This window comes from Pseudomonas sp. 13159349 (assembly GCF_013305685.1).
Taxonomy (GTDB): Bacteria; Pseudomonadota; Gammaproteobacteria; order Pseudomonadales; family Pseudomonadaceae; genus Aquipseudomonas; species Aquipseudomonas asiatica.
This window is the reverse complement of the sequence record NZ_CP045553.1, coordinates 4,552,203-4,573,100: the sequence shown is the minus strand read 5'-3', so window position 1 is coordinate 4,573,100 and position 20,898 is coordinate 4,552,203. Positions and strand designations below refer to the sequence as shown.

Below are 20,898 nucleotides of genomic sequence, written 5' to 3'. Positions count from 1 at the left end.
GCGAATGCAATGAGCGCCGACGACTATCCCTTATCTCGTCAGGGATATGGTCACAGTTGGTGTGGGATCTTTTCCCGCGTCGTATACTGGGTTCATCTGTCAAGGAATGCGCTCAATGCAATCGCCTACCATCCCCCCTTCGATGTTAAGCGCACTGCGGCGTGTCATGCGTCCTCTGGTGCGCCTGATGCTGCGCAAAGGGGTCACCTACACGATGTTCGCCGACCTGCTCAAGGAAGTGTTCGTCGATGTGGCCCATCGCGAGTTTCGCCTGGACGGTACAGTGCCGACCGACAGCCGCATCAGCCTGCTCACGGGCGTGCATCGCAAGGATGTCCGGCGTTTGCGTAGCGAGGGGGGCACATCGCTCGCCGCGCTGCCGGCAAACATTACGTTAGGTGCACAGTTGGTCAATATGTGGACCACTGGCAAGCCGTTCTGCTCGGAGCCTGGCCAGGCGCTGCCGTTGCCGCGTCTGGCGAGCGTTGGCGGCGATCGTTCCTTCGATGCGCTGGTGGCGAAGATCAGCACCGACATCCGCGGGCGGGTGGTGCTGGATGAGTGGTTGCGCCTGGGTATCGTCCGGCTCGACGACCAGGACTGTGTCCACCTGAAAGCCCAGGCATTCGTGCCGCAGAAGGGCTTCGACGAAAAGGCCGCGTACTTTGGCCACAACCTGCATGACCATGCCTGCGCAGCAGTGCACAACCTGAGTGGGGACGGCCAGCCGTTCTTTGAACGCAGTGTGCACTACGACGCCTTGAGCCCGGCCAGCGTCGACCATTTGCGTGCAGCGGTGGACAAGGACGGCATGCAGATGCTGCTTGCCTTCAGCCGGCTCGCATCAGGCCTGGAAGATGCCAATGTGCCCAGCGCCGAGCAACGTCAGCGCATCACGGTAGGGCTTTATTTCTACACTGAAGCTACCGACCCCGATTTGTCGAAGACACCCGACCCATGACTTCCCTCGCGCGCTGCCTCAGTGTGGTCACACTGGTCCTGGGTTTCGGGCTGAATCTGGTGGCGCCTGCCGAAGTGGCCGCAGCACCGGTATGTGTCAGCCGTGACGAAGTGGGTATGGCGGGGGCGGCGGGCTTGCAGTTTCCCGGCGGTATTGGTGGTGCCGGGGCCAGGACGGGCGGTGTCGGTGGTACCGGTGTACGCAGCGAAAACGGCGGAGTAGGTGGCACCGGTGCGCCGCTGCCGCAGCGTCCCGGCGGCACGGGCGGGACCGGTGCGGTGGCCGACGGTGTGGACGGTACCCTCATCGATCACGGTGGGGCAGGTGGTACCGGCGCACCGATCCTGCGCCCGGGTGGGACCGGTGGCACGGGCATCGTCGGCACCATTACCGGGTTCGCCTCGATCTGCGTCAATGGCCTGGAAGTGCACTTTGGCAAGGACGTACCGGTGAGTGAAAACGGTGCGCCTGCCAGTACCGCTCACCTGGCAATCGGCCAGGTTGTCGCGGTTGAGGCATTTGCCGGCAAACGCGGCCTGCAAGCAGGGCGCATCTCGATCCTCAACGTTTACGAAGGGCCGCTGACGGCACTGCCCAATGCATCGGCCCCCCTGCGGGTCATGGGCCAACCTGTGCGGCTAGCTGCAGGGGCGCGGGTGGCTGAAGGGTTGCGCCCGGGCGATCCGGTCAGGGTCAGTGGCCTGCGCGATGCCAGGGGCGAAGTGGTAGCCAGCCGTATCGAACGGGCGCCGGGGCTCAGGGAAGCCAGTGCCATCGGTGCGGTAGACCGTGCCGGCAGCCTCCAGGGGCTGAAGCTGGGAACCCGTGTGGCACCTGCGAGGGAAGTGCTGGTACGTGGGCAGTGGACCGGACGCCAGCTGGAAGTGGCGCAAACCCGCCCAGACCCGAGCCTGCCTTTTGCTGGCCGTGTGCAGACGGCGGTGATCGAGGGGCTGGTACAGCGCAGCCACGCTCAACAACTGGTGGTGGCAGGCATCAAGGTGACGCTGGGGCAGGGTACCGTGATCGTCGGCAAGCAGCCCGCGGCATTGGCGCTCGATCAACGTGTGCGGGTGAGCGGGGTGTTCAATGGCAAGCACGAGCTGCGGGCAACCCGCGTGGAGTTCGATGACGGCCGCGCCGACAACCCGGACAGAGGGCATTCGGGGCGTGGCAGCGGGCACGGCACCCGTGACGCTGAAGGTTCCAGCAATAGCGGGCACGGCGGACGAGATGCGACCAGTGATCGCATTGAAAGCAGTGATGACCACAGCGGGCACGGCGGTGTTGACGATTCCAGTGGTCGGGACGGTACTGACCGCGTGGACAAGTCCGGAAAGTCGGAACATGTCGACACCATGGAGCGACCCGAGAGCAGCAATAGCGGAAGCTCTGACCGGGTAGAGAAGGTCGAGCTCGAAAAGGTGGAAAAAATTGAAAAAGCAGAGAAGGTTGAAAAGGTAGAGAAAGTAGAAAAAGTAGAGAAGATCGAGAAAGCCGAGAAGCCCGAAAAGGTCGAGAAGATCGAAAAGCCTGAGAAAGTCGAGAAGGTCGAGAAGATCGAAAAGCCTGAGAAAGTCGAGAAGGTAGAAAAAGTTGAGAAGGTCGAGAAAGTAGAGAAGGTCGAAAAGGTCGAAAGACCCGAGACAGTAGAGAAAGCCGAAAAAGTGGAGCATCCAGAGCGATCCGGGCATTAGGCAACTAGGCTGGGTAAGTGCGATCACCCTTCCCGTCCGGGATACCGAGGTGCAGATGAGACCCACGCTCCCTCTTTTCGCCTGCTTGCTGTCATGCGCCAGCGCGTCGGTCCTGGGCGATACCTTCAGCGCCGCCATAGGTATGGACTATTCAAGTGGCGACTATGGCACGGGTACAACCTCGGAAATCTGGTACATCCCCGTGGTCGGCAAGTATGAAACCGGCCCAATGACCTACAAGGTCACTGTGCCCTGGCTGCGCATCACCAACCCTGAAGTGGGCCCGAATGGTGACCCCTTGCCCGGTGGCTGCCGGGATGTGGAAAGCGGGCTGGGAGACACGGTTGCCAGCGCCGGTTACGCCCTGCTCGACGGCAGTGACGGCGGCCTGATGCTGGACCTGATCGGCAAGGTCAAATTCCCCACTGCCGATGAAGACCAGTGCCTGGGCACCGGTGAATACGACTACACCGGCCAGGTCGACATCGCCAAGGCCTTCGGACCGGTGACCGGTTTCGCGACCTTGGGCTGGAAGAAGTTCGGCGACCCGCCCGACAGTGATTTCGACGACCCGATATTTGCCAGTCTCGGCTTTGCCATGCCCGTGGGTGAAGGTACTTCGGCGGGTGCCTCCTACGACTGGCGGCAGAAAGTCGTTTCGACGGGGGCGCAGATCAAGGAACTTACCCTGTTCCTGACACACAAGCTCAACCAGCAGTGGAAAGTGCAACTCTATGCAGTCAAAGGCTTCTCGGATGCCAGCCCGGATGCAGAGGGCGGCCTGATGCTTTTTCACGCGTTCTGACGAAAAAGCCCCTGGCCCGGGAGTTCCTTGTGGGGAATGGCGGGGCAGGGGCTTTTCAGTTTGCTGCTGCGTTAGATGGGTTCAGCCCACATGTCGTATTCGTCGGCATCCACCACGCGGCAACGTACCTTGTCACCCGGCTTGAAGCCGTGGTCGCCATCGATGAACACGCTGCCGTCGATTTCCGGGGCATCGAAGAAGCTGCGGCCAACCGAACCTTGCTCTTCCACTTCATCGATCAACACGTCGATTTCCTTGCCGATACGCAGTTGCAGGCGGGCGGCGCTGATGGCCTGCTGGTGGGCCATGAAGCGGTCCCAGCGGTCCTGCTTGACGTCGTCCGGCACTTCTTCAAGGCCCAGGTCGTTGGCCGGGGCGCCTTCCACCGGCGAGTACTGGAAGCAGCCCACGCGGTCCAGCTGGGCTTCGGTCAGCCAGTCCAGCAGGTACTGGAAGTCTTCCTCGGTCTCGCCCGGGAAGCCGACGATGAAGGTGGAGCGAATCACCAGCTCCGGGCACTGCTCGCGCCAGTTCTTGATACGTGCCAGGGTGCGGTCTTCAAAGGCCGGGCGCTTCATGGCCTTGAGCACTTTCGGGCTGGCGTGCTGGAACGGGATATCCAGGTACGGCAGGATCTTGCCGGCGGCCATCAGCGGGATCACGTCGTCGACGTTCGGGTACGGGTACACGTAGTGCAGACGTACCCAGGCACCCAGGCTGCTCAGGGCTTCGCACAGCTCGAGCATGCGGGTCTTGACCGGGCGGCCGTTCCAGAAGTCGGTCTTGTACTTGACGTCGACGCCGTAGGCGCTGGTGTCCTGGGAAATCACCAGGATCTCCTTGACCCCGGCCTTGACCAGGCGCTCGGCCTCGCTCAGCACTTCGCCGACCGGGCGGCTGACCAGTTTGCCGCGCATCGACGGGATGATGCAGAAACTGCAGCTGTGGTTGCACCCTTCGGAGATCTTCAGGTACGCATAATGGCGCGGGGTCAGCTTGACGCCCTGCGGTGGCACCAGGTCGATCAGCGGGTTGTGGTCCTGGCGTGGTGGCACCACTTCGTGCACGGCGTTGACCACCTGCTCGTACTGCTGCGGGCCGGTGACCGACAGCACGCTCGGGTGTACGTCACGGATGCTGCCTTCCTCGACACCCATGCAGCCGGTGACGATGACCTTGCCGTTTTCCTTGATCGCTTCGCCGATCACTTCCAACGACTCGGCCTTGGCGCTGTCGATGAAGCCGCAGGTGTTGACCACCACTACGTCGGCGTCCTCGTAGGTGGGCACGACTTCATAGCCTTCCATGCGCAGCTGGGTCAGGATGCGCTCGGAATCGACCAGGGCTTTTGGGCAACCCAGGCTTACGAAACCTACCTTGGGGGTGGCGGGCGTGGTGGACATGACTAACCTCGGTATTGAATGCAGGTCGCCCGGCCGGAATCGGGGGCGATCTTGACGGGCGCTTTTGGCGCCTCTGATCAAAAAGTGCACAATTCTAGCGAGCGCAGGGTCGCTTGACCAGCAGAAATGCGACGAACGCTGCGCTATGCTTCGCGCCATTGCGCCGGGGGTATCAGTATCACCTGGCGCATCGGGAATTTTACTGGCCTTGCAAGGCCGTCTGCGGGAGTGGTCGATGGTTCAGGCAAGCAGTCACGCCGAGGGCGGGCACGAGGGGAAGCAGGGTGCGACGCGGTCGTTGAGCCTGCTCGTGGCGGCGGTCGGGGTGGTTTATGGCGATATCGGCACCAGCCCGTTGTATACCCTCAAGGAGGTCTTCAGCGGCGGGTACGGAGTGCCGGTCAACCATGACGGCGTGCTGGGGATCCTGTCGCTGATCCTGTGGTCGCTGCTATGGGTAGTGTCGTTCAAGTACGTGATGTTCATCCTGCGCGCCGACAACCAGGGCGAGGGCGGCACCATGGCGCTGACCGCGCTGGCGCGGCGGGCCACGGCGGCCTACCCGAGGTTGCGTACGTTGATGGTGGTGTGCGGGTTGATCGGCGCTTCGCTGTTCTATGGCGACAGCATGATCACGCCGGCGGTGTCGGTGCTGTCGGCGGTGGAAGGCATGGGCCTGGCGTTTGATGGTATCGATCACTGGGTTGTACCGATTTCGCTGGTGATCCTGGTGGCGCTGTTCCTGGTGCAGAAGCACGGCACCGAGAAGATCGGCAAGCTGTTCGGCCCGATCATGGTCACCTGGTTCCTGGCGCTGGGCTCGCTGGGCGTGTACGGCATATCGCAGAGCCCGGAAGTGCTCAAGGCTTTCAACCCGGCCTGGGCGGTCAACTTCTTCGTGGTTCACCCCGGGATGGGCGTTGCCATTCTCGGCGCGGTGGTCCTCGCGCTGACCGGTGCCGAGGCGCTGTACGCCGACATGGGCCACTTTGGCCGCAAGCCGATCGCTCGGGCCTGGTTTGCCCTGGTGCTGCCGGCGCTGGTGCTCAACTACTTTGGCCAGGGCGCGTTGCTGCTGCAGGACCCGGATGCTGCACGTAACCCGTTCTACCTGCTGGCGCCGGACTGGGCACTGCTGCCGATGGTCGGCCTGGCTACCATGGCCACGGTGATCGCTTCGCAGGCGGTGATCTCGGGGGCGTTCTCCCTGACCCGCCAGGCCATCCAGCTGGGCTACATCCCACGCATGCAGATCCAGCACACTTCCAGCGATGAACAGGGGCAGATCTATATCGGTGCGATCAACTGGACACTGATGGTCGGCGTGGTACTGCTGGTGCTCGGTTTCGAGTCATCCGGTGCCCTGGCGGCGGCATACGGGGTGGCTGTGACCGGTACCATGCTCATGACCACCATCCTGGTTGCGGCGGTGATGCTGCTGCTATGGAAGTGGCCACCGGTGCTGGCGGTGCCGATCCTGATGGGTTTCCTGTTGGTGGATGGGCTGTTCTTTGCCGCCAACGTGCCGAAGATCATCCAGGGCGGGGCCTTCCCGGTCTTGGCCGGCGCTGTGCTGTTCCTGTTGATGAGCACCTGGAAGCGTGGCAAGCAGATCCTGATGGAGCGCATCGACGAAGGCGCGCTGCCGCTGCAGCTGTTCATCAGCAGTATCCGCATTCAGCCACCGCACCGGGTCGAAGGCACGGCGGTGTTCCTCACGGCACGCTCCGATGCGGTGCCCCATGCGCTGTTGCACAACATGCTGCATAACCAGGTGCTGCACAGCCAGGTGGTGCTGTTGACGGTGGTCAGCGAGGACCGGCCACGCGTGCCGGAACAGGAGCGCTTTGAAGTGGAGGCCTATGGCGATGGGTTCTTCCGCGTGTTGCTGCACTTCGGCTTCATGGACGAACCGGACGTGCCTGCGGCGTTGAAGCTGTGCCACCTGGAAGACCTGGACTTCAGCCCGATGCGCACCACCTTCTTCCTCAGCCGCGAGACCGTGATCGCCTCACGGCTGGAGGGGATGTCGCGCTGGCGGGGCAACCTGTTCGCGTTCCTGCTGAAGAATGCCAACGGCAACTTGCGCTTCTTCAACCTGCCGCTGAACCGGGTGATCGAGCTGGGGACCCAGGTCGAGATCTGAGGGGCAACACAGATTTCAAGGCAGTACCCGCTCCCACATGGAGCGCATAGCTTTCAAAGCTTGCGCTGTACCTGTGGAAGCGGGTTTACCCGCGAATGGGCCGCAAGCCTTATCAGTTCTGCTCAGCCACACTCGACTTGCCCTGGCGCGTCTCGATCTCACCGATCAGGCGCTTGGCCAGTGCCGGGTAGTTTTCGTCGAAGTGGTGCCCCCCCGGCAGCTTCAGGCGTTCACCCACCGCAGTCTTGTCGGTGCAACCGCTCTCGTCGGTTTCTTCCACGCCATACACACACACCACCTTGGACGCCGGCAGTTTGGCCATTTCCGGCCCGGTTGGCGCTTCCTGGCCTTCCTTGCCCAGCCAGCCCTCGACTTCGATCTCGAAGCTGCCGCTGCGTGCAAAGGCCAGCAGCATCACCGCGTCGATACGCTGCTGGTCCTCGGCCGGCAGGCGGTTGTAGATCGCCGGCAGGACGTCGGCACCGAACGAATAGCCGGTCAGCACGAAGCGCTTGGTGCCCCACTTCTGTCTGTAGTGCTGCATCAGCTCGGACAGGTCGGCGGCGCTTTGTTCCGGGGTCTTGTGTTGCCAGTAGTAGCGCAGCGTGTCGATGCCGACCACCGGGTAACCAAGCTTGGCCATTTCCCCGGCCACGTCGCGGTCCAGGTCTCGCCAGCCGCCATCACCGGAAAGGAACAGGGTGACCGTGTCGGTGGTCTGCCCGGCTGGCACCTCGACTACCGGAATGGCCAGGGCGTTGCCGTCGTGGCCGACCAGGGCCTGGGTCAGTTGGGCCTTGAGCACTTGTGGCAGGTGGATGTCGTAGTCACTGATGCTGGTTTCGGCATTGGCCTGGTCGCGCACGAAGGCGGCGCTGGCGTCATCCGGGTTGTCGTTCCAGGCGACGTTCCAGTGGCCGTGGGCGGCCGACTTCGGCAGCGCTGTCTGGCAGCCCGGCTGTTCCAGGCTGAAGCCCACGGAAATCGCCCGCGCCTTGTCGTTGTTCTGGCTGGCCAGCCAGCGCCAGGCCTGGGCGGCGCCAGGGCCGATACCGGCAACCAGGGTCGGCTTCTCCGGTAACTGGCCCAAGGCCTGGTCCAGGGCCTGTTGTTGTTTGCTGCAGTCATTGGGCGGCAGGATCACCTGCACCAGTTGCGCTTCGCCAGCCTGGGCCAGGTCCAGCAGCTGCCTGTCGGTCAGCGCCTGGTCTTGAGGTACGCCGATGGCCACCCGGGCCTTGGGGTGCACGGCTGGGGTCACACGGGTGATGCGGGTGTCATTGATGCTCAGTTGTTCCAGGCGTGCCTCGGGAGCCGGGCGCGTCCATAGCCAGAATGCCAGCGCGCCTCCCAGGGCAGCCAACAGCAGGGGAACCAGCAGGTACAGCCAAAAGCGTCGGGTCATCAACGTTTCACCAATCCAGTCAGGCCGCCTGCGATCAGGGCGGCGGTGTCGGCCAGTGCCACCAGCGGGTCGAGCCCGGCCGGCACGGCCATGTAACGGGGTTCCCAGTCCGGTTGGAACTTGTCCTTGAAGCGTCGAAGCCCCTGGAAGTTGTACAACTGCTCGCCACGGCGGAACACCATCGAGCCCAGGCGCTGGGTCAAGGGCGCCCCACGCCGTGGCTGCAGGCCGGAAAGCGGCACCATGCCCAGGCTGAAGCGGGCGTAGTCATGGCTTTTGTAGTGCAAGATCAGGCCGATCATCATGAATTCCATGGTCAGCTTCGGGGCCTCGGGGTGCGCACGCATAAGGTCGAGGCTGGCCAGTTCCTTGCCATGGGTTTCCAGCAGGTTGGCGAAAGCCACCGGGCGGCCTTGGAAGCGGATCAGGGCAATGCGAAAATGCTGCAGGTATTCAGGGCTGAAGCGCCCCAGCGAGAAGCCTTTCTCGCGCACGTTCTTGCCGCCAAGCCAGGCGTCGGAAATTTCCTTCAGCTCTGCCAGCGGGGCATGCCCGGGTTCATGGATTTCCAGGCTCAGGCCGTCACGGCCGCCACGGTTCCAGGTGTAGCGCAGGTCCTTCATCTCCTTGCCCTTGGCTTCGAGGTCGAAGCGGCGCAAGTCGACCCGGGCTTCTTCACCCAGCTTCAGCGCGGTCAGGCCGATGTCCATGTAGAACGGCAGGTTCTCGGCGCGCACCTGATAGAACACCGGGCGGGCATGGTGCAGGTCGCACAGGTCGCGGAACTGCCAGATCATCTCGGCGCGCTCCTGGGCCGGGCCGATCGGGTCGTACAGGGCCACCAAGCTGCGACCGCGACGGGCGTACATGAGGAAGGCGTTGTTGCCAGGGTGGAAAAGCAGCGCCTTGTCACCGGTCAGCGCCAGGCCGCCATCTGGCTGGTCGGATGCCAGCAGAATGCGGTTGGCACGCAGCAGCTCTTCTTCGTCAGGCAAGTGGATCACCGGTGGTGCGGTACGCAGCAGCCAGGTCAGGGCCACGGCCGCCAGCAGCAAGGCGCTGCCCATGGCGGCGCGCAGGCCACGCGGGGCATCGGCATCGAGGGTGAACTGCCACCACAACTGATGGCTGTAGGGAACATCCTGGTAGGCGAACAGCAACAACCAAACCGATGCGCCGACCACACAGGCGCTGGCTACCAGAAACACCGGCGAGAACGGCAACTCGAGCAGGCGGCTGGGACGGTAGAAGGAACGGCGGAACAGAGCGAGCAGGGCGGCAGTGAGGGTCAGCAAGCAGGCCTCTTCCCAATCGAAGCCCTTGAGCAGCGACAGCAGGGCACCGACCAGCAACAGCACGGTGGTCAGCAGCCAGGCGGCGGACAGGCGCCGGCGCAGGCCTTGGGCCAGCAGCAGGCACAGCACGCCGATCAGGCTGGCGCCAAAATGCGAAGCATCGATCAGGCGGTGCGGAACCAGGAAGCCCATGTGCTCCAGGCGGGTGTCGATTTCGGGCGTGGCACCGGAGAACAGCAGCACCACCCCGGACAGGAATACCAGGATCGAAAGGATCGGTGCAGCCAGCCCGGAAGCGGCCTTGATAGCCTGTTGCGCGAACAGCAGGCGCCGGGCCTCGTTGGCCAGTAGCAGCGCGCAGGCCAGCAGCAGCGGCAGCACCACGTAGATCAGCCGATACAGCAGCAGTGCCGCTGCCAGCGGCGCCGCGCCAAGTTGGTCGGCAAAAGCCGCCAGTAGTATGGCTTCGAATACCCCGACGCCGCCCGGGACGTGGCTGAGCACACCTGCGGCCAAGGCCAGCAGGTACACCAGGACAAAGGCACCGAACGGCGGTGCTTCGGGCAGCAGCAGATACAGCACGGTGGCGGCAGCGGCGACATCCAGTGCGGTGATCAGCAATTGCAGGGCGGCCAGGCGTGCGCCCGGCAGGCGCAGCGTGCGGCGGCCCAGTTGTACCAGCAGGTTGTTGGCCAGTGGCTGTTCAGCCAGGCGTCGGCGGTACAGGCCGAACATCAGCACGCTGCACACCAGCAACACCGCTATGGCGATACCCGCCAGCAAGCCTGGCGCCAAACCCAGTGCGGCCGAGGCCGCCGGCAGGTCGCTCAAGGTCGCCAAGGCGGCCAGGGGCGGTAGCGCGCAGCCCAGTGACAGGCTGGCAAAAACGGTCATCCGTGCAACTTCACCTGCGCCAACCCCTTGGCGCGCATACAGGCGATAGCGCACCGAACCGCCCGAAAGCATCGACAGGCCGATGGCGTTACCTATGGCAAAAGCGCTGAAGCCGCCCAGCACCAGGCTGCTCGCGGGCAGTTTCACGCCGGCATAGCGGCTGGCCGACCACTCGTAACCAAGCAGGATCACGAAACCGAGCACAGTTGCCAGCAAGGCGCCAAGTAACGACTGGGTAGGCACGCTGAGCATGGCATCGTGCAAGGCATAGATGTCCAACTCGCTCAACAGGTGGCGACAGGCGACCAAGGCCATGGTGAACAACACCAGTGTCACTACCAGGCCGATGGGCTGGCGGTAACGGCTCATGCGCTCCAGCAAGGGCAAACGTTGCGCGGCGCCAGGCAGCGTTGTGGCAAGCGGCACCGGGGATTCGGGGTTGTGCGAAGTCATGGATTGCCCCGGGCATGCAGCGCGAGGTGAGGGAAAAGTGTGGCCAAGTGAAAGTCCCTTAGGAAAAACGTATCCAATGTTACTCCGGCCTCGAGCGCTTTCAGCGGCCTGGCAGGGTTAAAGATAGTTCATCCTGGGCACGACCTCTCAAGCCTGCGGGTTGGCTGGAGGACGGGAGAATCGGGGGCGACGAAAAGCAGGAGGGGAGAAACAACAAACCCCGCGCTGCTGTTACACAGGCGGGGTTTGTTCTGACGAATATGGTTGCGGGAGCCGGATTTGAACCGACGACCTTCGGGTTATGAGCCCGACGAGCTACCAGGCTGCTCCATCCCGCGTCAGTGGGGCGCATTCTACAGTTTTCAGAATGGGTGTCAAGCGCTAGTCGTTGATTTTTTTGAAAATTCTATCAGCGCATTATTTGACGCAAAGAAAAAGGCCACTGCGTGAACAGTGGCCTTTTCTCGAATCTGGTTGCGGGAGCCGGATTTGAACCGACGACCTTCGGGTTATGAGCCCGACGAGCTACCAGGCTGCTCCATCCCGCGCCTGTGAGATCGAATTCTACGGATTTACCCGTGGGTGTCAAGCTTTTTTCTGAAAAAACCTTTCCTGTTCAAACTCTTAGCGTCTGTATATGGCCCGCAGCTCAGGCGCGACGGGGCTTTCAGGCCGATTATCGAGCAATGTCGCGCACAGGCTGCATACCCGAGGGCGCATGCGATACTATCTGTATGAATTTACAGTGCTGACGGTCATCCATGTCCTTGCGCAAGATCATCCACGTCGACTGCGATTGCTTCTATGCCGCGATCGAAATGCGTGACGACCCGCGCCTGGCCGGGCGGCCCATGGCGGTGGGGGGCTCGGCCGACCGCCGTGGGGTGATCGCCACCTGCAACTATGAAGCGCGTGCCTACGGCGTGCGTTCGGCCATGTCGTCGCGGCACGCGCTGAAGCTGTGCCCGGACCTGCTGATCGTCAAGCCGCGCTTCGAGGCCTACCGTGAAGCCTCGCGGGAAATCCACACGATCTTCCGTGACTACACCGAACTGATCGAGCCGCTGTCGCTGGACGAGGCCTACCTGGATGTAAGTGACAGCCAGTGGTACTCGGGCAGCGCCACGCGCATTGCCGAGGATATCCGCCGCCGTGTCGCCCGCACCCTGCATATCACTGTCTCGGCCGGTGTGGCGCCAAACAAGTTCCTGGCCAAGATCGCCAGTGACTGGCGCAAGCCCAATGGCCTGTTCGTGATTACCCCGGGCGAAGTGGAGGCATTCGTCGCCGCCCTGCCGGTGGCCAGGTTGCACGGGGTGGGCAAGGTAACGGCAGACAAGCTGGCGCGGTTGGGTATCGAAACCTGCCTGGAGCTGCGCGAATGGTCGCGTCTGGCGCTGGTGCGCGAGTTCGGCAGCTTTGGCGAGCGTTTGTGGGGGCTGGCACGGGGTGTCGATGAGCGTGCCGTGCACAATGACAGTCGCCGGCAGTCGGTCAGCGTGGAAAACACCTACGACACCGACCTGCCGGACCTGGCCAGTTGCCTGGCACGGCTGCCCGAACTTCTGGAGAGCCTGAACGAGCGTATCGCCCGCATGGACAGCAGTTACCGGCCGGAAAAACCCTTCGTCAAGGTCAAGTTCCATGACTTCAGCCAGACCACCATGGAGCAGGCGGGGGCGGGCAGGGACCTGGAGAGTTATCGCCAGTTGCTGGGTCAGGCGTTTGCCCGTGGTGGCAAGCCGGTGCGCTTGCTTGGGGTAGGCGTGAGGTTGCGCGACTTGCGCGGGGCGCATGAGCAGCTGGAGCTGTTCCCGCCTCAGTAAATGGCCCGCCAATTTAACGCGGTCCCTGTAGGAGCGGCCTTGTGTCGCGATGGGCTGCGAAGCAGCCCCGGCAATTCATGCATCAAGGCTGAAATCATGGGGCTGCTTCGCAGCCCATCGCGACACAAGGCCGCTCCTACAAGGTATTGCGTGATGCGGGTTACTGCGCGCCCGGGTCGGCCACCAACCGGCCAGTGGCCTTGGTCAGCGACTGCAGAAACTCCTGCTGCAACTCCGGATCGTTGCGGGTCAGTTCGATCAGGCTCTGTTCCATTTCACTGGCTTCTTCTTCCAGGCCGAGTTCGGACAAGCGCTTGACCCGGTGAACCCATTGGCCGACATCGTCATCTTCGAGGTCATCGAAGATCAGTTCATGGGCTTCGAGCAGTTTGTTGCGCAGGGTGGCGCTGACCAGCAGGCTGGCATCGCCACGTACCGCGTTGTCCTCATCCAGCACCTGCAGGTGCAGGGTACCGATGTGGTTGAGGTTCTGCTCGGAGAACGGGCTGTCGAGCAGGTTCAGGCGCAGCACGCCGTTCCTGTCGGTGGTCAGCTCGTGGGTCATCTTGCCGGCTTTGACCTCGACCAGGCGTTCGCTCCAGGGCACGCTGGTAGATTCCTCGCGCTTGCCTTTCTGCACTTCGCTGATTCCGGCCAGGTTCTGCTGGGCACGGCCGTTGGACGGCACGTTCATGAACGGGTTGAGCCCGTCCACGCCGTAGCTGAGCCAGTCGTGGGTGATGCTTTCCGGGAGGTTGCCCAGGGCGAAGACATTGACCACGTTGGCACCCACGCCTGCCACCACGGCCACCGCACCCAGCGGGATCTCGTAGATCTCCCGCCAGGGTTGGTAAGGCGTGTAGCGGTCATAGCTGCGGGTGACTTCGAATTCGGTGACTTCGAAGCGCTTCTGCTCATGCACGCGCACACGTCGTTGCGGAAGCTCCATCACCTTCGGCTCGCCGACATCGATCTGCAGGGTGTGCTCGAGCAGTTTGCGCTCGACGCGCTCCTCATGGTCGCTGCGCTGGGACATCTGGTTGGCGCAGCCGCTGACGAGCAGAGCGCCGCACAGTGCGGCGCCCCCCAGGGGAAAGGTACTTCGCTTGAACATGATCACTCGTGCATTGGTTATCAGCGGCGAACGCGGGCCTGCAGGAAGGTCAGCACTTCATTGAGCGGCAACGCCTGGGCGTCCTGCTCGGTGCGGTGCTTGTACTCCAGGTTGCCTTCGGCCAGGCCGCGATCGCTGACGACGATGCGGTGCGGGATGCCGATCAGCTCCATGTCGGCAAACTTGATGCCTGGGCTGGTCTTCTTGTCACGGTCGTCCAGCAGCACTTCGTAACCGGCAGCAGTCAGCTCGGCGTACAGCTTGTCGGTCGCCTCGCGAACCACCTCGGTTTCGTAGCGCAGCGGTACCAGGGCGATCTGGAACGGGGCCAGGGCGTCGTTCCAGATGATGCCCTTTTCGTCGTAGCTCTGCTCGATGGCAGCTGCGACCACGCGGGACACACCGATGCCGTAGCAGCCCATGGACAGGGTTACCGGCTTGCCGTTCTCGCCCAGTACCTGGCACTTCAGCGCTTCGCTGTACTTGGTGCCGAGCTGGAAGATGTGGCCCACTTCGATGCCGCGCTTGATCACCAGGGTACCCTGGCCGTCCGGGCTCGGGTCGCCTTCGACCACGTTACGCAGGTCGGCGACCTGTGGAACCGGCAGGTCACGCTCCCAGTTCACACCGAAGTAGTGCTTGTCGTCGATGTTGGCGCCAATGCCGAAGTCGCTCATCAGGGCAACCGAGCGGTCAATGACGATTTCCAGCGGCAGGTTCAGCGGGCCGAGCGAGCCGGCGCCGGCACCAATGGCCTCGCGCAGTTCGGCGTCGGTGGCCATGACCAGCGGGTCGGCAACCTGTTCCAGCTTGGCCGCCTTGATTTCGTTGAGCTCATGGTCGCCACGCACGATCAGTGCTACCAGCTTGCCTTCTTCGGCACCGCGCACGATCAGGGTCTTGACGGTCTTCTCGATCGGCAGGCCGAAGTTTTCCACCAGCTGGGCGATGGTCTTGGCGTTTGGCGTGTCGACCAGGCGCAGCTCCTCGGTAGGGGCTGGGCGCACGGTTTCACGCGGGATGGCCTCTGCCTTCTCGATGTTGGCGGCGTAGTCGGAGCTGTCGCTGAAGATCACGTCGTCTTCGCCGGACTCGGCCAGTACGTGGAACTCGTGCGAATAGCTGCCACCGATGGAGCCGGTGTCGGCCTGCACCGGGCGGAAGTCCAGGCCCAGGCGGGTGAACACGTTGCTATACGCCTGGTGCATGCGGTCGTAGGTTTCCTGCAGGGAAGCCTGGTCGGCATGGAACGAGTAGGCGTCCTTCATGATGAACTCGCGACCGCGCATCAGGCCGAAGCGCGGGCGGATCTCGTCACGGAACTTGGTCTGGATCTGGTACATGTTGAGCGGCAGCTGTTTATAGCTGGACAGCTCGTTGCGGGCCAGGTCGGTGATCACTTCCTCGTGGGTCGGGCCGACGCAGAAGTCGCGCTGGTGCCGGTCCTTCAGGCGCAGCAGCTCGGGGCCATACTGTTCCCAGCGGCCGGATTCCTGCCACAGTTCGGCGGGCTGGATGCTGGGCATCAGCACTTCCAGGGCGCCGGCGGCGTTCATTTCCTCACGCACCACGGCCTCGACCTTGCGCATAACCCGCAAGCCCATCGGCAGCCAGGTGTACAGGCCAGAGGCCAGTTTGCGAATCATGCCGGCACGCAGCATGAGCTGATGGCTGATGACCACTGCGTCGGCAGGGGTTTCTTTCTGGGTGGCGAGCAAATATTGACTGGTGCGCATGGTGAGCCGTGTCGATTGCCTAAGACATTGAAATGACCCCGCATTGTACGGGGGCGAAACGAAGGCGTACAGGATGCCCCAGGGCGTGACGCTTGTCAGCCAAGAAAAAGCCCGGCGTGATCGCCGGGCTTTTTCAAGTGCGGGGCACTGCAAGCCAGGCTTACAGGATGCTCAGCGGGTACTCTACGATCAGGCGCAGTTCGTCGATCGATGGGGAATCGTAGTAGACGCCATCGGAAGAGCGATAGGTGGCTTGACGCACGCGGAAGCTCAGGTCTTTTGCCGGGCCGCTCTGCAGCACGTACTTGATGTCGACGTCGCGTTCCCATTCCTTGCCGTTGCTGGTGCCGGCGACGTTGGCGTCGGTACCGCGTACATAACGGGTCATGAAGGTCAGGCCCGGGATGCCGTATTCGGCGAAGTTCAGGTCGTAGCGAGCCTGCCAGGACTTCTCGTCTTCGGCGTTGAAGTCGGAACGGGCCACGGAGTTGGCCAGGAAGATGGTGCCGCCACCGTCGATGCCATAGCCGTAGTCGCCGTCGCCGGTGACTTTCTGGTAGGCCAGTGTGAAGGTGTGAGCGCCAATGTTGTAGGCGCCCGACAGGCTGAACGCGCGGTTGTCCAGCTTGTCGCCATCGAATGCGCGGTACTCGGCCGAGCCTTCGCTCTTGGTGTCATAGATGTTGAAGTCGAACACCAGGCCTTGTTTGTCCGAGATCGGCAGAGCCCAGTTGACGTTGGCGTAGTATTTGCGCCAGTAGTCTTCAACCTTCGAGTAGTACAGGCTGGTGCTGAGGTTGTCGGTGAAGGCGTAGGTACCACCTACCACGTTGGCTTCCTTCAGGCCGAAGCTGTCGCGGTTGGTCTGCTCCTGGGCGGTCAGGCTGGTGAAATGACCAGCGTGCAGGGTCAGGCCCTCGATCTCGTTGCTGGTGATCAGGGTGCCCTGGGCGATTTCAGGCAGCAGGCGGCTGTCGTCGGTGGCGAAGACCGGCAGAGCGGTGAACTGGTCACCCACTTTCAGCACGGTGTCGGAGATGCGGAATTTAACCGCGCCGCCGGCCTTGGAGTAGTCATCTTGCGAACGGCCGTCAGAGCCGGTAGGGAACAGGCCGGTACCGGCGCGGCCCTTGCCGCTGTCCAGTTTCAGGCCGAGCATGCCGATGGCATCGACACCCACACCCACGGTGCCCTGGGTGAAGCCGGACTCGAAGGTGCCGAGGAAGCCCAGGCCGGTTTCTTCACGACGGCTCTGGGTGCCGGCTGGGTTGTTACGGAAGTCACGGCTGAAGTACAGCATGCGGGTCTTGACGTTCAGCTTGCTGTCTTCGATGAAACCTTTGGACTCGTCCTGGGAAGAGGCCAATGCCAACTGCGAGGTCCCTGCCGCAACGGCCAGGGCGATCATGCTCCACTTCATCACGCGCATCGTGATTTGCTCCTTTGGTTTTTAGGAAGAGTACCGCTGCGTCCAAGTGTTCTAGTTATATGGGGCAGCTCTTTCTTGTTATGTCGGCGAAAATGTATAGCACGCTGACTGTTCTTGGCGATATGGGTATAAGCATCCTTTTCGGAACTTTTTCTCCATGTCGCTTTTAGGTAGTTCCATGTCGCAAATCACGCCCCGGTTTAAGGGTCGTCAACACCAGCGCTGCTTCTTTCACCGTAAAGAACCTGTAACTACCGATTCCGGTTGGGAAACTCCCTGGTAACCACTGTCGCTGTTGTTATTTGTCGCGTTCACCCGCCGATGCAGATGTCGTGCCGACTTGGCGTGAAAGGAATGCAACAAGCGTGCTCAAAATTCACAACGCTTCATGAAATTTTCACAAAACCTGCTACCGGGGGTCGGAAAGTGCCGTAAACACGGGGCGGGAGCCGCCTGATGCGGTAGCGCAGTCAAGAATCGTTAAAATTTGAAAAGCTGTCATGAAAGTCAATGTGTTACCGCAACTTGTTCATGCCGCGTCACCCGCGGGGTGACAAGTGTGGTGCGAGGGGTATCGGTAGCCTCATTTTGGTGCGAAAAGTAGCGCTGTGTTACCGGGAACGTGCAGGGTATCCTTGCAGGCCTGTTTTCCGCGTGAAGCGGGTTGGTTCTGCCTGAAGGAGATTTGCCGTGTTCGTCCTCGATTCGCGTTTGCAGCAGGATTCGCTGGTGCTGGGGGAGTTTGCGCTGTGCCAGTTGCTGCTGAGCAAGGATGCCAACTATCCATGGTTCATCCTGGTGCCCAAGCGCGCTGGCATCAGCGAAGTGTTCGAGCTCGATGCTGCAGAGCAGCAGCAGTTGTGGCAGGAAACCATCGGCCTGGCCGAAGCGCTGAAAGCCAGCTACAGCGCCGACAAGATGAACGTGGCTACCTTGGGTAATGTGGTCAGCCAGTTGCACATGCACGTGATCGTGCGCCAGCGCGACGACGCCGCCTGGCCGGCACCGGTGTGGGGCAAGTGCCCGGTGGCGGCCTACACCGACGACCAGGTGCAAGCCATCCGCCAGCGCCTGCGCGGGCTGCATCTCGCCGGTTACCAGGAGGCCTGATATGCCGCTTGAATCACGAGTGGTCGAACTGGAAACCCGCCTGGCGTTTCAGGATGACACCATCCAGGCATTGAATGACGTGGTGGTCGAGCAGGGCCGGGTGATCGAGCGGCTGCAGTTGCAGATGGCCGAGCTGATCAAACGCTACGAAGAGATGGTTGGCCAGTATGGCAGCGAAGGGGACGAGGCGCCGCCGCCTCATTATTGATACCTGAACCTGCTACACATATTCCGCTGGATGCACACAAACCTTGTGGGCGCGGCATGCTCGCTCCCACAAGGGATGGTTTCTGCAAACAGGATCAGCGGCGGGTTACCGCGACCACATCCTCGGCCTGCAGGCCCTTGTCGCGGTGCATCACGGAAAACTCCACGCGCTGGCCTTCCACCAGGATGCGGTGGCCTTCGCCACGAATGGCGCGAAAGTGCACGAAGATATCATCGCCCGAGTCGCGGGAGATGAAGCCGAAGCCTTTGGACGTGTTGAACCATTTCACGGTGCCGGTATCACGATTGCCGGCATCCTGCGCCGCGTGCTGGCTGGTGCGTGCCTTGCGGGGGCTGCGGGCAAAGCCCACGGCCAGGTGCACGGCCACGGCCAGCGCTGCGCAGACCAGTGCGGCCAGGTTGCCCATTTCCGGGCGGGCCAGCAGTGTCAGGGTCTGCAGCACCACAGCCACCACCAGCAGGGCGCAGGCCAGATGCTGCAGTTGCTGCCGCGCGCCGCGGTAGTACAGTGGCACGACGGGGGCCAGTACGAGGTTGAGCAGGCCGAGCAGGGCGAGGTAGACCGCGTCGGGTTGTTGCAGGAAGGGTAACGCATCGGTTTTCAGGCTGGGCATGAGCGATAGCAGCAAGGCTGCCACGCCCGTCACCAGATGGACGATTTTGAACATGGGGTTGGCTCACAGTTGATAAGGCCGATCACAGGAAGAGCTGGTAGCACGGTGCGCATGAGGTGTAGAGCGCGAACACGCGGCAGGCCAGCCTATGCACCCGGCAAATGGCAATCCGCACGGGTGGCACCATGCCTATTTAACAGTAAAGCCGCAGGCTACTCAAACCGCTGTCCCCGAGGGGCGATGTGTTGCGCCATGTCACATGCGGTGCAAACCAAGTGTTGCTACAGTGGTCGGCACCCGCTTGGGTCTCACGCCTTATGGAAAGGGGAACTTCATGGCAATTGATATCGGTATCAGTGAAGAAGATCGCAAGTCCATCGTCGATGGGCTGTCCCGCCTGTTGTCGGATACCTATGTGTTGTATCTGAAAACCCATAACTTCCACTGGAACGTCACCGGTCCGTCGTTCCGCACCCTGCACCTGATGTTCGAAGAGCAGTACAACGAACTGGCGCTGGCGGTCGACTCGATTGCCGAGCGCATCCGCGCCCTGGGCTTCCCGGCACCGGGGTCCTATGCATTTTATGCGCGGCACTCCTCGATCAAGGAGGAGGAAGGGGTGCCGCATGCCGACGAGATGATCCGCCAGCTGGTGCAGGGCCAGGAAGCCGTGGTGCGTACCGCGCGCAGCATCTTCCCGGTGGTGGACAAGGTCAGTGACGAGCCGACCGCCGACCTGCTGACCCAGCGCATGCAGGTGCACGAGAAGACCGCCTGGATGCTGCGGGTACTGCTCGACGGCAAGTAGATACCCAGCGCTGTACCGGCCCTTGTAGGAGCGGCCTTGTGTCGCGATGGGCTGCGAAGCAGCCCCACGGTTTGAGCGCATTGCACAAATTTCCGGGGCTGCTTCGCAGCCCATCGCGACACAAGGCCGCTCCTGCAGGTCCTGCGCAATTTTGTGCAGGAAGATTTTGCCGCTGCTTTAAGCTCGCCCAACAGCGCTTCATAGGCCACCTGGTACCTGTGACGAGGAAGTGTGGCGCATGACGCAAGCAAGCAAGCGTGTGGCTGGCCAGGGGCGTTGGCCGGGTAAACAGTGCATCGACCCGTTCAAGGCGGATTTCGACATGTTGCAGACCCAGCCCGTGTCACGCTCGGTGCGGCTCAACGGTTTTTCCACCTGCCTGCGGCTGGAGGCCGTCTACTGGGGTATCCTGGAGCGCATCGCCGCGGCCAACCGCTGCTCGGTCAGTGCGGTCCTGTCCTATGTGGACCGTGAGGTGCACCTGCGACAAGGCGGGGTGCGCAACTTCAGCGGGCTGATCCGGGTGATCTGCGTCGCCTGGCTGCTGGACCCGCCAAGTGTGCGCTGATCGCCTGGCGGGCTGCGCAGTGCTTGTTAACCATATATAATCCCGCTTTTTGCTGCCCCGGCAGCCAGCGTTGTGGTTGACGAGAGACACCCATGCCCCTTTATGACTATCAATGTGCATCCTGCGAGCACCGCATGGAAGTGCTGCAGAAGATCAGCGCCGCGCCGCTGACCGATTGCCCGGCCTGCCAGGCGCCGGCGCTGAAGAAGCTGCTGTCGGTGCCAGGCTTCCGCCTGAGCGGTAACGGTTGGTACGAAACCGACTTCAAGACCGGGGCGAAAAAGAATCTGGCAGGCGGCGACAAGGCCGACTGAGTTGAATGCTGTGACCGGGTCTTGCAGTATTAGCCCTCTCCGGGCGGCCAAGGCCTCCACCGAATACACGAATCACGAGAAGCGAAACCACC

General features: G+C 62.3%; 17 protein-coding genes and 2 tRNA genes. 10 read left to right on the top strand and 9 right to left on the bottom strand.

Annotated features, from left to right (window positions below):
* Window positions 1–115: 115 nt before the first annotated feature.
* Genes GEV38_RS21130 through GEV38_RS21120 form a run of 3 tightly spaced genes read left to right on the top strand, consistent with a single transcriptional unit; the run spans window position 116 to window position 3,463 of the window.
* The gene (locus tag GEV38_RS21130) at window positions 116–961 is read left to right on the top strand and encodes a DUF6502 family protein (RefSeq protein WP_015271487.1); all 846 of its coding nucleotides are present in this window, start codon (window positions 116–118) and stop codon (window positions 959–961) included.
* Complete coding sequence (locus GEV38_RS21125; protein WP_054571831.1) at window positions 958–2,658, top strand: DUF5666 domain-containing protein; 1,701 nt, start codon at window positions 958–960, stop codon at window positions 2,656–2,658. Before GEV38_RS21130 ends, GEV38_RS21125 begins: the two co-directional genes overlap by 4 nt.
* A 55-nt stretch (window positions 2,659–2,713) precedes the next feature.
* Entirely contained in the window at window positions 2,714–3,463 is a 750-nt protein-coding gene (locus GEV38_RS21120; protein WP_054571830.1) for a hypothetical protein, read from the top strand.
* 71 nt (window positions 3,464–3,534) lie between these two features.
* On the opposite strand, the gene rimO is transcribed toward GEV38_RS21120, so the two are convergent.
* Window positions 3,535–4,866: a 30S ribosomal protein S12 methylthiotransferase RimO gene (rimO, locus tag GEV38_RS21115; RefSeq protein WP_013973825.1), complete on the bottom strand. Its 1,332-nt coding sequence runs from the start codon at window positions 4,864–4,866 to the stop codon at window positions 3,535–3,537.
* Window positions 4,867–5,101: 235 nt separating this feature from the next.
* On the opposite strand from rimO, the gene GEV38_RS21110 reads away from it, so the two are divergent.
* Window positions 5,102–7,012, top strand: a complete 1,911-nt coding sequence (locus GEV38_RS21110; protein ID WP_054571829.1) for a potassium transporter Kup — start codon at window positions 5,102–5,104, stop codon at window positions 7,010–7,012.
* Between the two features lie 112 nt (window positions 7,013–7,124).
* Here the strand turns inward: GEV38_RS21110 and GEV38_RS21105 are convergent, their stop codons facing one another.
* From GEV38_RS21105 to GEV38_RS21090, 4 genes are all read right to left on the bottom strand, one after another.
* On the bottom strand, window positions 7,125–8,417 hold the full coding sequence (locus GEV38_RS21105) for a virulence factor family protein (RefSeq protein WP_015271483.1): 1,293 nt from the start codon (window positions 8,415–8,417) through the stop codon (window positions 7,125–7,127).
* Window positions 8,417–11,059 carry a bifunctional lysylphosphatidylglycerol flippase/synthetase MprF gene (gene mprF, locus GEV38_RS21100; RefSeq protein WP_015271482.1) on the bottom strand — a complete coding sequence of 881 codons (2,643 nt, stop codon included), beginning with the start codon at window positions 11,057–11,059 and terminating at the stop codon, window positions 8,417–8,419. Before mprF ends, GEV38_RS21105 begins: the two co-directional genes overlap by 1 nt.
* A gap of 261 nt (window positions 11,060–11,320) precedes the next feature.
* Window positions 11,321–11,397: transfer RNA gene (locus tag GEV38_RS21095), tRNA-Met, on the bottom strand.
* A gap of 133 nt (window positions 11,398–11,530) precedes the next feature.
* Window positions 11,531–11,607: transfer RNA gene (locus GEV38_RS21090), tRNA-Met, on the bottom strand.
* 219 nt (window positions 11,608–11,826) lie between these two features.
* Here GEV38_RS21090 and dinB point away from each other — a divergent pair.
* A complete protein-coding gene (gene dinB, locus GEV38_RS21085; RefSeq protein WP_161551482.1) occupies window positions 11,827–12,885 on the top strand; it encodes a DNA polymerase IV in 1,059 nt (352 codons plus the stop codon).
* 160 nt (window positions 12,886–13,045) lie between these two features.
* On the opposite strand, the gene GEV38_RS21080 is transcribed toward dinB, so the two are convergent.
* The 3 genes from GEV38_RS21080 to GEV38_RS21070 all read right to left on the bottom strand — a co-directional run bounded on the left by GEV38_RS21080 (window position 13,046) and on the right by GEV38_RS21070 (window position 17,164).
* Window positions 13,046–13,999, bottom strand: coding sequence for a hypothetical protein (locus tag GEV38_RS21080; RefSeq protein WP_023661807.1), 954 nt, complete (start codon window positions 13,997–13,999; stop codon window positions 13,046–13,048).
* A gap of 20 nt (window positions 14,000–14,019) precedes the next feature.
* Entirely contained in the window at window positions 14,020–15,735 is a 1,716-nt protein-coding gene (locus GEV38_RS21075; RefSeq protein WP_015271479.1) for a proline--tRNA ligase, read from the bottom strand.
* 160 nt (window positions 15,736–15,895) lie between these two features.
* The gene (locus GEV38_RS21070; RefSeq protein ID WP_013973818.1) at window positions 15,896–17,164 is read right to left on the bottom strand and encodes an OprD family porin; all 1,269 of its coding nucleotides are present in this window, start codon (window positions 17,162–17,164) and stop codon (window positions 15,896–15,898) included.
* A gap of 690 nt (window positions 17,165–17,854) precedes the next feature.
* Between GEV38_RS21070 and GEV38_RS21065 the strand changes: the two genes are divergently transcribed.
* Together GEV38_RS21065 and GEV38_RS21060 are read left to right on the top strand one after the other, a co-directional pair.
* Window positions 17,855–18,274, top strand: coding sequence for an HIT domain-containing protein (locus GEV38_RS21065; protein WP_054571827.1), 420 nt, complete (start codon window positions 17,855–17,857; stop codon window positions 18,272–18,274).
* Window position 18,275: 1 nt separating this feature from the next.
* Window positions 18,276–18,482, top strand: coding sequence for a SlyX family protein (locus GEV38_RS21060; protein WP_015271477.1), 207 nt, complete (start codon window positions 18,276–18,278; stop codon window positions 18,480–18,482).
* Between the two features lie 94 nt (window positions 18,483–18,576).
* Here GEV38_RS21060 and GEV38_RS27935 read toward each other — a convergent pair whose 3' ends face one another.
* Window positions 18,577–19,170 (bottom strand): cold shock domain-containing protein, encoded by a 594-nt coding sequence (locus GEV38_RS27935; RefSeq protein WP_015271476.1) that lies wholly within the window; start codon window positions 19,168–19,170, stop codon window positions 18,577–18,579.
* A 280-nt stretch (window positions 19,171–19,450) separates the two neighbouring features.
* Here GEV38_RS27935 and GEV38_RS21050 point away from each other — a divergent pair, with 280 nt between their 5' ends.
* From GEV38_RS21050 to GEV38_RS21040, 3 genes are all read left to right on the top strand, one after another.
* On the top strand, window positions 19,451–19,924 hold the full coding sequence (locus tag GEV38_RS21050; RefSeq protein WP_013973814.1) for a Dps family protein: 474 nt from the start codon (window positions 19,451–19,453) through the stop codon (window positions 19,922–19,924).
* A gap of 238 nt (window positions 19,925–20,162) precedes the next feature.
* Window positions 20,163–20,492, top strand: coding sequence for a ribbon-helix-helix domain-containing protein (locus GEV38_RS21045; RefSeq protein WP_015271475.1), 330 nt, complete (start codon window positions 20,163–20,165; stop codon window positions 20,490–20,492).
* 92 nt (window positions 20,493–20,584) lie between these two features.
* Entirely contained in the window at window positions 20,585–20,806 is a 222-nt protein-coding gene (locus GEV38_RS21040) for an FmdB family zinc ribbon protein (protein WP_003254776.1), read from the top strand.
* Window positions 20,807–20,898 lie beyond the last annotated feature (92 nt).